At 65.1% G+C, this 13,381-nt stretch carries 12 protein-coding genes; 10 read left to right on the forward strand and 2 right to left on the reverse strand.

All coding sequences use genetic code 11. The annotated features are described in order from the left end of the window. The 6 genes from BTM36_RS05235 to BTM36_RS05260 all read left to right on the forward strand — a co-directional run bounded on the left by BTM36_RS05235 (position 1) and on the right by BTM36_RS05260 (position 7,548). Positions 1-396, forward strand: a complete 396-nt coding sequence (locus tag BTM36_RS05235) for a response regulator (protein ID WP_039874365.1) — start codon at positions 1-3, stop codon at positions 394-396. Between the two features lie 261 nt (positions 397-657). Then, the gene (locus BTM36_RS05240; RefSeq protein ID WP_077235462.1) at positions 658-1,068 is read left to right on the forward strand and encodes a response regulator; all 411 of its coding nucleotides are present in this window, start codon (positions 658-660) and stop codon (positions 1,066-1,068) included. Between the two features lie 166 nt (positions 1,069-1,234). Further along, positions 1,235-1,945, forward strand: coding sequence for a response regulator transcription factor (locus tag BTM36_RS05245; RefSeq protein WP_039874370.1), 711 nt, complete (start codon positions 1,235-1,237; stop codon positions 1,943-1,945). Positions 1,946-2,365: 420 nt separating this feature from the next. Further along, positions 2,366-3,676, forward strand: coding sequence for an MFS transporter (locus tag BTM36_RS05250; protein WP_006462064.1), 1,311 nt, complete (start codon positions 2,366-2,368; stop codon positions 3,674-3,676). A 120-nt stretch (positions 3,677-3,796) separates the two neighbouring features. Continuing rightward, positions 3,797-5,068 carry a DUF3142 domain-containing protein gene (locus BTM36_RS05255; RefSeq protein ID WP_254426931.1) on the forward strand — a complete coding sequence of 424 codons (1,272 nt, stop codon included), beginning with the start codon at positions 3,797-3,799 and terminating at the stop codon, positions 5,066-5,068. After that, the gene (locus tag BTM36_RS05260; protein WP_077235463.1) at positions 5,068-7,548 is read left to right on the forward strand and encodes a hypothetical protein; all 2,481 of its coding nucleotides are present in this window, start codon (positions 5,068-5,070) and stop codon (positions 7,546-7,548) included. The genes BTM36_RS05255 and BTM36_RS05260 overlap by 1 nt, the downstream gene beginning before the upstream one ends. On the opposite strand, the gene BTM36_RS05265 is transcribed toward BTM36_RS05260, so the two are convergent. Beyond that, positions 7,541-7,900, reverse strand: a complete 360-nt coding sequence (locus tag BTM36_RS05265; RefSeq protein ID WP_077235464.1) for a PleD family two-component system response regulator — start codon at positions 7,898-7,900, stop codon at positions 7,541-7,543. The genes BTM36_RS05260 and BTM36_RS05265 overlap by 8 nt on opposite strands. Positions 7,901-8,029: 129 nt before the next feature. Beyond that, positions 8,030-8,890: an SDR family oxidoreductase gene (locus BTM36_RS05270; protein ID WP_077235465.1), complete on the reverse strand. Its 861-nt coding sequence runs from the start codon at positions 8,888-8,890 to the stop codon at positions 8,030-8,032. 264 nt (positions 8,891-9,154) lie between these two features. Here BTM36_RS05270 and BTM36_RS05275 point away from each other — a divergent pair, with 264 nt between their 5' ends. From BTM36_RS05275 to BTM36_RS05290, 4 genes are all read left to right on the forward strand, one after another. After that, on the forward strand, positions 9,155-9,781 hold the full coding sequence (locus tag BTM36_RS05275; protein ID WP_077235466.1) for a cysteine dioxygenase: 627 nt from the start codon (positions 9,155-9,157) through the stop codon (positions 9,779-9,781). Next, positions 9,778-11,406 (forward strand): rhodanese homology domain-containing protein, encoded by a 1,629-nt coding sequence (locus tag BTM36_RS05280; RefSeq protein WP_077235467.1) that lies wholly within the window; start codon positions 9,778-9,780, stop codon positions 11,404-11,406. Before BTM36_RS05275 ends, BTM36_RS05280 begins: the two co-directional genes overlap by 4 nt. A 122-nt stretch (positions 11,407-11,528) precedes the next feature. Continuing rightward, positions 11,529-12,809, forward strand: a complete 1,281-nt coding sequence (locus BTM36_RS05285; RefSeq protein WP_077235468.1) for a SpoIIE family protein phosphatase — start codon at positions 11,529-11,531, stop codon at positions 12,807-12,809. After that, entirely contained in the window at positions 12,806-13,369 is a 564-nt protein-coding gene (locus BTM36_RS05290; RefSeq protein WP_006462073.1) for a SiaB family protein kinase, read from the forward strand. Before BTM36_RS05285 ends, BTM36_RS05290 begins: the two co-directional genes overlap by 4 nt. The last annotated feature ends 12 nt before the right edge of the window (positions 13,370-13,381 follow it).

Genomic DNA, 13,381 nt, shown 5'->3' on the forward strand with positions numbered 1-13,381 from the left:
ATGTCCGGCGTGTCATCCGCACCAACGGCGGCATTGCCGCTACTGTTGATCGTCGACGATGAGATCGATATCACCGATACCTATTCCATGCTGCTGGAGCTGCATGGATTCCGGGTGGTGACGGCTCAGCATGGCGCCGATGCGCTGGTCAAAGCGCAGCAGGAATGGCCAGACCTGGTCATCTCGGATTGCATGATGCCGGTCATGAATGGGCTGGAGCTGTGCGCCGCGCTGCGCGCCTTGCCTGGCGGACAGAACTTGCCGGTCATCCTGTGCAGCGGGGCGCCGGAGCGTCACGATCTGTCGCAATCCAGTCACAACCTGTTCCTGCGCAAGCCCGTCTTCTTCGACCGCCTGCTGGAAGAAATCCAGCGCCTGCTGCCTTCCTCTCCCTGATCCCCCTCGGACTGCCCGCCCTACGGCCGAGCTTGGCCGGGCGCGGGTCGGCGTCTCTTTTGCGTTCCTTCACTTCGTCGTTTTTACCCCTGCCCGCAGTCCGTGCAGGGGGCGCCTCGTCGCACTGTCCGCGTGGCCAGGCGGCAATGTTGTCGAGAGTTTCAGGAATTTCCTGATATCCCGATTCATCGCCAACCATCACCATCAGTCACAACAAGTCACCGTGACATCGTGTGCGGGATGAAGGACAGGAGGGATGTTGTGGCAACCAGCGACAAGCAAATGACCGTACTGGTCGTCGAAGACCATGCGGACTCGCGCGAAATGCTGTGCGAGCTGCTGCGCCAAGGGGGATTGAAGGTCTTGGCGGCGGCCGACGGGGTGGAAGCCATGGCCGTGATGCAGGCCGATACGCCGGCGCTGGTACTGACCGATCTGCGCATGCCGCGCATGGATGGCATGGAGCTGGCGCGCTATATCAAGTCGCATGAGCGCTACGGCCATATCCCGGTGGTGTTGATCAGTGCGCACCTGCCTGCAGCCAGTGCCCGCATTCCCACCATTGCTGCCTTTCTTCTCAAGCCTTGCTCGGTCGACCACCTCCTTGGAACCGTCACCGGGCTGCTGCGCCAAAGCGCGCAAAGCCAGGCGCAGCGGAGTTTTCAGGGCTGAGGGATCTGCGAGTTTTTATGATTTTATGCGCAGATATTTTCTGTATAACGTTGTGATTATGGAAAGCATCTCCCTGCCTGCAGGTAGGCCCGGATGCACGTACGGAACAGTACGCGGGGGATGCTCCGGAAGTCATAAAAACAGTTTTCATCCGGAACGCTAGAGTATGAAAGTATTAATTGTTGAAAGCGATCTTGAGTGGCGCAATTCGCTGAGCGCGCACGTGGGGGAGTTGGGATATGAAATCTCGGTCTGTTCCGCATTGGCACAGGCGCGGGATATCCTCAGGAGCCGCCAGCCCGACATCCTGTTATCCGACGTCGGTCTGCCTGACGGTAGCCTGATGCCCGAACTGGCTTCGCTGCGCCAGCATTTCCCGTCCATGGGCATCATCGTGTTGACCGCTGCCAGTCGCAGCGAAGAACGGGTGCGCTGCATGAGCGACGGCGCCGACTACACCCTGGCCAAGCCGGTCAAGCTGGACGAAGTCTCGGCCACCCTGACGGCCCTGGCGCGCCGCATGAAGACGGCGCCGCACCAGAGTTCGCCGCAGTCGGAGACCTGGGCCTTCCATCGCCGCTCGGGGCGCCTCTCCAGCAATGGGGCGGTGGCTCTGCAATTCACCGACAAGGAGAGCACCGCCCTGGCGGCTCTGCTGCAGAGTCCGAATTATCCGGTGTCGCATGGCCAGCTGTTCGACCTGCTGCGCTCCGGCGGGGAAGAGTACGATGCCCACCGCATCGACGCACTGATCTACCGTGTGCGGCAGAAATTGCGCTCGTTGCCGGAGTCGCCCATGCAGATCCGCAACATCTACGGCGAAGGCTTCCTGATGCTGCGTCGCAGTTCGTCGGTCGATATCGTGCTGGAATCCTGACCTGCCTATCGGTGGCCGGCTCGCAACAGTGCCGGTACCACCTGCTTTTGCGGGCGAACCGCCTGCCAGCACGTTCATATTTGAAGCTCGCATTGCGAATATATTGCAATGCGGGCTTTTTGCCTTCTGCAGCGCTCCCAACGTGCCACCGCTGCCGATGCTGCGCAGCTTTCCAGTCACGGCAAGAAATGCTGCGTCGCGAAAGTTTTGCCGCTTTCGGGTATCATTAAGTCAGTTTCGACGCTAAATCGTATATCTCTACTCTACGTTTTTTGCTGAATCTGTCCTGCGCAGACATGCCGTCTGCGACCACCCGACCGAAAAGATGAAGCAGGCCACCCGGCCCGCTGCGCCATTCCCATGCACGTCGTGCAGCGGCGGAGTCGCGCCGGATGTCTGCTTTGCCGTTAGTGAACCATCATGACCACTTCCGCTGAATTTACCGGGGCCTTGAACGAGTCCCAGCATCGCCCCCTCACTTCCTCCGACTATCGCACCCTGGGCCTGTCGGCCCTGGGCGGCACGCTGGAGTTCTACGACTTCGTGATTTACGTGTTCTTTGCCGCCGTCGTCGGCAAGCTGTTCTTCCCGGCTGACATGCCGGAATGGCTGCGCATGCTGCAGACCTTCGGCATCTTCGCCGCGGGCTACCTGGCGCGTCCGGTGGGCGGCATCATCATCGCCCACTACGGCGACGTGATCGGCCGCAAGCGCATGTTCACGCTGTCGATCTTCCTGATGGCCGTGCCCACGCTGGTGATCGGCCTGTTGCCGACCTATGCCAGCATCGGCGTGGCCGCGCCCATCCTGCTGCTGTTGATGCGCACCCTGCAGGGTGCGGCCATCGGCGGTGAGATGCCCGGCGCCTGGGTGTTCGTGGCCGAGCACGTCCCGGCCAATCGCTACAGCTTCGGCGTCGGCTCGCTGACTGCCGGCATCACCGGCGGCATCCTGCTGGGTTCGCTGATGGGCATCTTCATCAACAGCGTCTATGCACCGGCCGAGGTGGCGGGTTACGCCTGGCGCATCCCCTTCATCCTGGGCGGCGTGTTCGGCCTGGTGTCGGTCTACCTGCGTCGCTACCTGGAAGAAACGCCGGTGTTCCGTGAACTGGCCGCGCGCCGCAAGCAATCCACCGAACTGCCGCTCAAGACCGTCCTGCGCGAACATCGCGCCGCCAGCATGCTGACCGCCGGCATGACCTGGTGCCTGTCGGGCGCCGTGGTGGTGGTGATCCTGATGACCCCGTCCTACCTGCAGACCGTGCATCACCTGCCAGCCAAGCTGGTGATGCAGGCCAACTGCGCCGGTACCCTGATGCTGACCATCGGCTGCCTGGCCATCGGCTGGCTGTGCGACCGCATCGGCACCCGGGCCAGCATGATCATCGGCTGGGGCGGACTGGGTTTGTCCACCTGGTGGTTCTACGGCCAGCTGCCGGGTTCGCCCGAATCGCTGATCTGGGGCTATGCGCTGGTGGGCCTGTTCGTGGGCAGCATCTCGCTGACCCCGATCGTCTCGACCCGCGCCTTCCCGCCGGCGGTGCGCTTCACCGGCCTGTCCTTCGCCTACAACATGGCCTATGCCATCTTCGGTGGCCTGACCCCGGTGCTGATCTCGCTGTGGATCAAGGCTGACCCGCAAGGCCCGGCGCTGTACGTGATCGGTCTGTCCATCCTGGGCGTGCTGCTGGCCTTCGTGCCGATGAGCAGCAAGGGCTATCGCGCCTGATCCGCACTTCGACATCCTGACGCCACCAGGCCCGGTGACCGCAAGGCACCGGGCCTGGTCGTTTTTGTGGATGGCTCGCGTACAATGCCGGCACCTCTGGCCGTCCCCGATCCGTCGACCATGCCTCCTTTGCTCCGTTGCGCCGGCTGGCGCCTCTCCACCGGCCTGTTCACCTGGCTCGTGCTGACCGTGCTGCTGGCCTCCTGTTCTCGCCATCCCGCCACCGAGGTCGGGCTGGCCCAGGATGTCTATGTCTGGCAGCGCCAGTGGACGCCCGCGCTGCGCAATGCCCTGTCTGCCTCCAATGCCCATGTGGCGCGCTGGCATGTGCTGGCCGCCGAGCTGGGGGCCTCCGGCGGCTGGGTCGACATCCAGCCCGATGCCGCCCTGCTGGCCGCTACCGGTCGGCCGCTGCTGATGACGGTGCGTATCAATGGCCAGTTGGCGCGCTTCGATGGTGCCGCCATCCAGACCCATCTGCTGGAACTGGTCGACGCCTGGCGCCAGCGCGGATTGCAGCCGGCCGCGCTGGAAATCGACTATGACTGCGCCACCGCGCGCCTGCCCGAATACACCGCCTTCCTGCGCAGCCTCAAGACGCGCATCGCCCCGCTGGACCTGACCGTGACCGCCTTGCCCACCTGGCTGGCCAGCCCGCGCCTGGCCGATCTGCTGGCCGTGGCCGATGCATCCACGTTGCAGGTGCATGCGGTGCAGGACCCACGCCTGGGCCTGTTCGATGCCGAGCGTGCCCAGGACTGGATGCAGCAATATGCCCAGCGCACCCGTCGTCCCTGGCACGTGGCCTTGCCGGCCTATGGATCGCGGGTGGTCTGGAACGGGCAGGGCAGGATCGCCGCCGTCGAGAGCGAGTCGGCGCTGCTGGTCGGTGGCGTGGCGCAGGAGCTCATGGCCGAGCCACGCACCATGGCGCGCTTCGTCACGCAGTTGGAAAAAGCGCCACCGGCGGGCCTGGCCGGCATCGTCTGGTTCCGCCTGCCGACCGGAGACGATCGTCGCGCCTGGAGCCTGTCGACCTGGATCGCCGTCCTGCAGCGCAAGCCGCTCAAGGAAGGTCTGGCGGTGCAACTGGTGGCCGCCCAGCCGGGCCAGCCTGCACGCGACATCCGCCTGGACAATGCCGGCAATGCCGACGCCCCCTTGCCGCTGCGCATACGGGTGCGCCAGGGATATCCGTCACCGGCCGGACCGGCCGGGAACACCTGCACCGCTGACGGCATCAATGGCTACACGCTGGAAAACGATGCGCAGGGACGTTACCTGCGCCTGAGCCAGGCTGGCCTGCTACGCGCCGGTGCCAGCCGCACCATCGGGTGGTTGCGCTGCGACGATGCGGCCGCCCCGGATATCACACTGGAAATGGGATCCTGATGAAACGAACCAACCCGGCCGTCCGCATTGCCTGCGCACTGAGCGCACTGCTGGTCCTGGGCGCGGCCACGGTAGTGGCCTGTGGCCCGGACTTCCCGCTGGAGCTGCTGGACAACCGTGCCGGCAGCCTGCGCAACACTCCCGCCAATTCCTTCACCTGGGAGACCGCTCATCTGGTGACTGCGACCGACCGGCTGCAGGCCGACGAGGGCAGTGGCTACGAGCAGGCCAGTGGCAGTCCCGATGATCCGCGTTCGCTGCGCATGCTGGAGAAGGGGCAACTGGACGCCACGCAATGGGCCGCGCTGCAGGCCATGCGCGCCGCCTCCGATGGTGAGGCCGCCTATGCCGCCGGTGCTGCGCTGCCGCCTGCGATCCGGCTCTACACTGCCGGCGCAGAGGACTTCCGTCGCAACGCGCTGGAACCGGCACGCCAGCGCTTCGAGGCCGTGCTGGCCTTGCCGCCGGCGCAGGCCAGCGAGCGTGCCGTGTGGGCGGCCTACATGCTGGGTCGCCTGCATGCCATGCAAGGCCAGCGGGCACAGGCCATCGCCAATTTCGACAAGGCCCGTACCCTGGCGGCAGCGGGCGCGCCCGATCCGCTGGGGCTGGCGGTGGCCAGTTATGGCGAACAGGCGAGGCTGTTGCTGGTCGGCGCGGCGGGCGCCTGCAACTGGTCCGATTTCAACGAGGGCCGCAACTGTGGCGAGAGCATCCCGCCGGCCGATCTGAAGCAGGCCATCCGGTTGTACGCGGAGCAGGCCGCGCGCGGCTCCTATAGCGCACCCTCCTCGCTGCAGGCGCTGGCCGCGTGGAGCCTGGCGCGCCCGGCGATCACCATGGCGCTCATCGATGATGCGGTCGCCCAGAAGCTGCTGGTGGCCTATGCGCTGGCGCGCGTGGGCGATGTCAGCGAAGGCCCGCAGATGGCCGGTAGTGACTACGACCCGGGCGCAGCCGGTAGCGGCTCCTCCGGGTATGCCGATGCCGCCCGCGGCAGCCGCATCCAGCCCAATCCGGTGCTGGTGAACCTGGTCGACGCCCTGCGCCGGCGTGGTCTGGAAAAGATCGCCGGGGCCGATCGCGTGGCTGCACTGGCCTATCGCACCGGTCGGTATGACCTCGCGGCCTCGCTGGCCGGCCGGCAGGAGTCGGCGCTGTCCTGGTGGGTACGCGCCAAGCTGGCGCTGCGCCAGGGCGACAATGACGGCGCAGCGCAAGCCTATGCCCGTGCCGCGCAGGGATTCCCGCGTAACGATGCCAGCGTCGAACCGGGCAATGCCAATCTGCTGGTCGGCGAGCAGGGGGTGCTGACGCTCTCACGCGGCCAGTACGTGGAAGCGCTGGCGCAATTCCACCGCGCCGCTCGCCAGACTGCGCAGGCCGGCGGCAATGGATTTGCCGCTTACACCGACTACTACAACGATCTCGCCTACGTCGCAGAGCGGGTGCTGACCACCGACGAATTGAAGACCTATGTGGACGCCCACGCCCCGGCTTCGCCCATGCCGTCACCGGAAGCGGTCGCCAAGGCAGCGGCGCAGCAGGAACCCGGCCGGCAGTCCCTGCGCTGGGTCGCGGTGGGCCTGTCGGCGGTCACGGTGGAAGACCGTCTGCGCCAACTGTTGGCGCGCCGTCTGGTGCGCGAGGGCAGGGTGGAAGCATCACTGGCCTACTTCCCCGATGAACGCGACGAGCGTTTCGTCGACAGCAGCTACGACGACAACGGCAAGGAACTGCCGGTGACCTGGCGGGTACGCGCCAAGGCACGCGACTATGGCCAGGCGCTGGAGCGCGGGCAGCATGCCTGGCGCGCCAACAGTCGCGCCCAGGGCTGGTACGAGGCAGCCGTGATTGCGCGGCGCCAGGGCATGGAGATCATGGGATACGAACAGGGGCCGGACTTCGCCGTCTATGGCGGCAGCTATCCCTGGGGCGCCGGACGTGCTGCAGCCCCGTATGGCGACGAGAACAAACCGCTTCCGACCACGCCCCAGGCGCGTGCCCAGGCCGACCTGCCCGGGCCGCTGGTGACCGAGGGTGAGCGCCAGCGCTATGCCGCCAGTGAAGCCAAGCCCTACAAGCGCTTCCACTACCGCGACATCGCAGCGGGCTACGCCATGAAGGCGGCCGACGAACTGCCGCCGCGCTCGCAAGCCTTCGCGGCGGTGCTGTGCCAGGGTGTGAATTTCGTGTATTACGACCAGCCGCGTGCCGAGCAACTTTATCTTCGCTATGTGCGGCAGGGTGCCGCCGTGCCGTTCTCAGCGGACTTTGGGCAACACTGCGTGGAACCGGACTTTGCCGCAGCGGCGCGCTTCCCGTATCAACAGGCCTGGCGCAGTACACGGCATTGGGTGAGCCAGCATCGTGCGCTCAGCGCGGCGCTGTTGCTGGCCATCGTGGTCGGTGGTGGATGGAGCGTGGCGCAGTGGCATCGCCGCCGCCGCGCCGGAAGTGCGGAAACAGGAATTAGTTGACCAGTTCTCGCTTGAGTTCGGAAATGAGTGCCGGGTTCAGGGATCCCGCGCACAGGAAGGCAGGCCATTGTCCCTTCACCAGATCCATCTCCCGCTCATCGCGGCAGAGCAGGATCACCGGTACATCGGCCAGCGTGTCCTGTGCCTTGAGGTAGTGCGCCAGGCGCAGGCCGCTCATGCCTTCCATGGCCAGCTGGGCCAGCACCAGGTCGGGCCGGTCCAGGGCGATGTGCTCGATGGCATCGTTGCCGCTGCCGGCGATCTGGATATCGATGTCGTTGATAGCCAGCCATTCGGTCAGCGCGCGGCTGACTTCGGGTTGGGAAGTGGCGATCAGGGCGGTCTTGTGCATGAGGGGCTCTCGCGATGGTCGTGGACAAGCTCATCATGCCCCGATGGCAACACTGTCGCCATCGGGGTTTTCCTGAGGCCATCTCGCCCATCCTCAGGTTCTCTTACCGCGCTCGCCGCAGCAACAGGCTCAGGTACTGACGATCTCGCCCCCGTTGGGATGCAGCACCTGCCCGGTCATGTACGAAGCGCCTTCGGTGGCCAGGAACACGTACGCCGGTGCCACTTCGTCCGGCTGCCCGGGGCGGCCCAGTGGCACGTTCTTGCCGAAGCTGGCGACTTCTTCCGCACTGAAGCTGGAGGGGATCAGCGGGGTCCAGATCGGTCCTGGGGCCACGGCGTTGACGTGGATGCCGGCGGGCGCCAGCTGTTGCGACAGCGAGCGCGTGAAGGCCACGATCGCGCCCTTGGTGGCGGCATAGTCCACCAGATGCTTGCTGCCACGATAGGCCGTCACCGAAGTGGTATTGATGATGCGCGCGCCTCGGGTGAGGAAGGGCATGGCTTCCTTGACCATGTAGAACATCGAGAAGATGTTGGTGCGGAAGGTATGCTCCAGCTGCTCAGGCGAGATCTGCTCGATGCTGTCGGCCGGATACTGCTGGGCCGCATTGTTGACCAGCACATCCAGACGGCCATAGGCATCCATCACCGAACGCACGGCACGGCGGCAGAACTCGGGCGACCCGACATCGCCGGGCAGCAGCAGGCAGGGCGCGTCCAGTGCCTGGACATCCTGCTGGGTCCTCCGTGCATCTTCTTCCTCATCCAGATAGACGATGGCCAGCTTGGCCCCTTCCCGCGCATAGGCCAGGGCGACAGCGCGGCCGATGCCACTGTCACCGCCGGTGATCAGGGCCACCTTTCCCGCCAGCAGTCGTCCGGGTTCGCCGGCCGGTGCGCTTTGCGGGCGGGGTTGCATCTGCTGTTCGTCACCCGGTTGCCGGGGTTGGTGTTGGGCAGGAATGCCTGCGGGTTTGCTATCGCTCATGCTTGCCTCCATATTGACGCTTCATGGTAAGAAGGGCCGCGCCGCCAGTCTGTAGGCCCAAGCCGCGATGTGGACGCGGCTGCGCACCGACGGCGATGACGGAGAGCCTGAAGATGAGCCTGCGCATATCCATATGCGTACAGCTTCGTTGACCCTGGCCTGTCGCATGGCCACACTGGCGGGCTCATCGGGATATCGGGAAATGATTTATAGTGCGCGTCTGAGCCGGCGCAGACCGGTCACCGCGAAAACAGAGAGGGACACATGGCAACACCCCATCCATCCGGCAAGCAGCTGTGGCGCTTGCGCGAGTTCATCACCGGGTTTGCCGGCCTGCTCGATGGCAAGCCTGGGCAGGCCATCATCCTGGAGCAGGGCGGCGCCTTGCTGCGCCAACTGGTGGCGCACGATGACTGGTTGCCCGATGCCTATGCCCAGCCGCATCCCGAGCGTTACCAGCAATTCCTGTTGCATGCCGATTCGGCCCAACGCTTCTCTGTCGTCAGCTTCGTCTGGGGGCCGGGGCAGCGTACGCCGATACATGACCACACCGTCTGGGGACTGATCGGCGTGCTGCGCGGCGCCGAGCATGCGCAGTCCTTTGGCTGGCAGCGCGGGCAGCTGCAGCCGGTGGGCGAACGCGCGCTGTTGCAGGCCGGACAGGTGGAGGCGGTGGCGCCCGATCATCCCGAACTGCACGACGTGCATCAGGTCAGCAATGCCTTTGCCGACCAGGTGTCGATCAGCATCCATGTCTATGGCGCCAATATCGGCGCGGTCCGGCGTTCCGTGTATCACCCGGATGGACGGCGCGTGCCGTTCATCTCCGGCTATTCCAATTCCACCTTGCCCAATATCTGGGACCTCTCCATCGAACAAGCTTCCTCATGACTCAAGACCACGCCGCTGCTTCCATCCCTGTCATCAGCTACGCCGAGGTGCGTGCCGCGCTATTGGCCCGCGAAGAGATCGCCCTGCTCGACGTGCGCGAAGAAGCACCGCATGCGCAAGCGCATCCGCTGTTTGCTGCCAATTTCCCGTACTCCCATCTGGAACTGAACGCTTGTAGCCGCCTGCCGCGCCGTGACGTGCGCATCGTCACGCTGGATGACGGCGAAGGGCTGGCCGTGCGTGCCGCGCTGCGCTTGCGCACCCTGGGTTATACCCGCGTGGGCGTACTGGCCGGCGGCGTGCGCGGCTGGCGCGAGGCCGGGGGCGAGCTGTTCCAGGACGTGAACGTGCCCAGCAAGGCCTTCGGCGAACTGGTGGAGTCGCAACGCCATACCCCGTCGCTCTCCGCCGAAGAGGTCAAGGCCTTGCTCGACAGCGGGGAGGACGTGGTGGTGGTCGATGCCCGCCGCTTCGATGAATACCAGAACATGAACATCCCCGGCTCCATCAGCGTACCCGGCGCCGAACTGGTGCTGCGCCTGCCGGCCATCGCCCCGGACCCGAAGACGCGTGTGATCGTCAATTGCGCCGGTCGCACGCGCAGCATCATCGGGACCCAGTCGCTGGTCAATGCGGGCATTCCCAATCGCGTGCATGCGCTGCGTAACGGCACCATCGGCTGGACGCTGGCCGGTCAGCAGCTTGAGCACGGGCAGGCGCGTCGTTTCCCGCAACAGGTCGAGGTCGGCCAGCAGCAACAGTCGCGTCGCCAGGCTCGCAGCGTGGCCGACCGGGCCGGGGTGAAGCGCATCGCGTTCGCCGCGCTGGACACCCTGGTGCAGCCGGGTCGCACTGTCTATCGATTCGATGTCCGCACGCCCGAGCAGTACCGGGAAGGGCATCTGCCGGATTTCCTCTCGGCGCCCGGTGGCCAGCTGGTGCAGGAGACCGAGATGAACGCGCCGGTTCGCGGAGCGCGCATCGTGCTGGCCGACGATGATGGCGTACGCGCCGACATGACCGCCTCCTGGCTGGCCCAGATGGGATGGGAAGTGTATGTCGTGGAGGGCGCGACGCCGGCTGACTTCGCCGTCAGCGGTGAGGCGCCGCGCGCGCTGCCGGTGGCTGCCGTTACGCCGCAGCAGCGCATTGGTCCGCAGCAGTTGAAGAGCTGGCTGGATGCGGATGACGCAGCCAGCGCGCACGGTGGCACCGTCGTCATCGACGTTGCTCTGAGCGCCCGTTACGTGGCGGGGCATATTCCGGGTGCATGGTTCGTGCTGCGCTCGGAGATCGCCGCCGTGTCACGTCGCTTCCCGGCGGCCACACGCTTCGTGCTTACCTGCGGGAGCGCCTTGCTGGCGCAGTTTGCCGTTGCCGATCTGCAGGCGCTGGTGTCGCAGCCGGTCTATCTGCTGGAGGGGGGCAACGCCGCGTGGGCGCAGGCCGGCCTGCCTCTGGAGAGTGGCGAGCAGCATCTGCTCTCGCCCCGCATCGATCGCTATCGCCGTCCCTATGAAGGTACCGACAATGCCGCCACTGCCATGCAGGCCTACCTCGACTGGGAGTTCGGGCTGGTGGAGCAGTTGGGCAGGGATGGGACGCACGGGTTTTTCGTGATTTGAGCAAGACGTACCGTTCTGTTTAAATGTCGCGTTGTCGCCCATCGGCGACGCGGTCACATTGTTGTCACAGGAATGAAATATGATCCGCGGTCAATCCAGAAATCACTACGCGGGCGTGTACGGTGGAAAGCCATTTCAGTCTGACTCCGGCCATGGGGAGCAAGTTGTTCCAACCGACAGCGGGAGCGCTGGCGGTACAGGTGCCGGTCGTCCAGTTCGATGAGAACAATGCAGCCGTGCTGGACATCTTCGGTCAGCACAAGGAGCTGGTGAGCCTGCCGGTGGTGGAGCAGCAGCGGCCGATCGGGCTCATCAGCCGTCATATCTTCATGTCCCAGATGTCCAAGCCGTATCACCGCGAGCTGTACGAGCGCAAGAGCTGCATCGCGTTCATGGACAAGGACCCCCTCATCGTCGAAGCCGACACGCCCATCGAGACCCTGGGCGCGCTGGCCGTGGCCTCGGGCGACAAGACCCTGGCCGATGGCTTCCTGATCGTCGACCAGGGCCGGCTGGCGGGGCTGGGTGCCGGTCTGGCGCTGATGCGCGAACTGGTGGCCATGCAGGAAGAAAAGAACCGCCAGGTGATGCAGAGCATCGACTACGCCAGCGTGATCCAGCGTGCCATGCTCAGCGCCTCGCGTGCGGCCATGACCCAGGCACTGGACGACGCCTGCCTGGTGTGGGAACCACGCGATGTGGTCGGAGGTGACTTCTACCATTTCGAAAGCCATGCGGATGGCTGGTTTGCCGCCGTGGCCGATTGCACCGGGCATGGCGTGCCGGGCGCCTTCCTGACCCTGATCGCATCTTCCTCGCTAAAGCAGGCGCTGGAACTGCATGGCCCGCACGACCCGGCGCGCCTGATGCGCGAGGTCAACCGCAGCATGAAGCGGGTGCTGGGCCAGCATGGCGACTCCGGCAAGGCCTCGGAATCCGATGATGGCATGGATGCCTGCTTCTTCTGGTTCGACCGCGCCAGCCGTACTCTCACCAGTGCCCACGCCAAGATGGCGCTGTTCGTGCTGTCTGCGGATGGCACTGATGTGGCCACGGTGGAAGGCAAGCGCGTCGGCCTGGGCTATGTCGATACCCCCGATGACATGCAGTGGGACAACCATAGTCTGCAGCTCGAACCGGGGGCGATGGTCTTCGTCTGCACCGACGGCGTGATCGACCAGATCGGTGGACCCAAGCACATTGCCTTCGGCAAGCAGCGCCTGCGCCGCACGTTGCTGGAGCATGGCAGCGGCAGCCTGCGCATGCCGGAACTGGCGCGGGTGGTGATGGACGTTCACGCGCATTACCAGGGAACGCAGCGCCGCCGCGACGATATCTGTTTCTTCGGCGCTCGCCTGGGCGCCTCCTTCACTCAAGACAGTCAACACGGAACACACGCATGAACGGTATCCAGCAGGAGTGGGCGGAGTTCCACAGCTATGTCGCGCGACGCGACATCGTCTTTTACTACGTCGGCTATTTTTCCCAGACCATCATCGCCGCCATGGCCGAGGCCGTGAAGCTGCGCGCCGAGCATACTGGCGCCCTGGCACAGACGCGCCGCAAGCTGTTCTCCTCCTTCATCGAGATGGCACAGAATATCGTCCACTATTCGGCCGACCTGCATGAGAAGGAAGGCAAGGTCACCGAGCCGCCGATGCGCCATGGCGCGGTCTTCATCACCCAGACCGATGGCCGCTATTTCCTGCACTGCGCCAATCCGGTCGATGCCGACATGGCCGGCAAGCTACGCACGAAACTGGAACATCTGCGCTCGCTGACCAATGACGAGATCAAGCTGGCCTACAAGGAAATGCTGCGTTCTGAAACACCGCCCGACAGCAAGGGTGCGGGTCTGGGCTTCCTGACGGTCGCGCGCGATGCCAGCGCGCCGCTGGATTTCGAATTCTCCGCGCCCGAGGAAAATGGCGACCAGACCTTCTACCTGAGGGCCACCATCTGAGGCGAGCCTGAT

It is taken from the genome of Herbaspirillum sp. VT-16-41 (genome assembly GCF_001994935.1).
GTDB lineage: Bacteria > Pseudomonadota > Gammaproteobacteria > Burkholderiales > Burkholderiaceae_D > Herbaspirillum > Herbaspirillum frisingense.

Excerpts from the sequence above, each read along its gene's own strand:
- BTM36_RS05275 (WP_077235466.1), top strand. The coding sequence starts at position 9,155 with ATGGCAACACCCCATCCATCCGGCAAGCAGCTGTGGCGCTTGCGCGAG.
- BTM36_RS05245 (WP_039874370.1), top strand. The coding sequence starts at position 1,235 with ATGAAAGTATTAATTGTTGAAAGCGATCTTGAGTGGCGCAATTCGCTG.
- BTM36_RS05250 (WP_006462064.1), top strand. The coding sequence starts at position 2,366 with ATGACCACTTCCGCTGAATTTACCGGGGCCTTGAACGAGTCCCAGCAT.
- BTM36_RS05270 (WP_077235465.1), bottom strand. The coding sequence starts at position 8,890 with ATGAGCGATAGCAAACCCGCAGGCATTCCTGCCCAACACCAACCCCGG.
- BTM36_RS05280 (WP_077235467.1), top strand. The coding sequence starts at position 9,778 with ATGACTCAAGACCACGCCGCTGCTTCCATCCCTGTCATCAGCTACGCC.
- BTM36_RS05235 (WP_039874365.1), top strand. The coding sequence starts at position 1 with ATGTCCGGCGTGTCATCCGCACCAACGGCGGCATTGCCGCTACTGTTG.
- BTM36_RS05265 (WP_077235464.1), bottom strand. The coding sequence starts at position 7,900 with ATGCACAAGACCGCCCTGATCGCCACTTCCCAACCCGAAGTCAGCCGC.
- BTM36_RS05260 (WP_077235463.1), top strand. The coding sequence starts at position 5,068 with ATGAAACGAACCAACCCGGCCGTCCGCATTGCCTGCGCACTGAGCGCA.
- BTM36_RS05255 (WP_254426931.1), top strand. The coding sequence starts at position 3,797 with ATGCCTCCTTTGCTCCGTTGCGCCGGCTGGCGCCTCTCCACCGGCCTG.
- BTM36_RS05290 (WP_006462073.1), top strand. The coding sequence starts at position 12,806 with ATGAACGGTATCCAGCAGGAGTGGGCGGAGTTCCACAGCTATGTCGCG.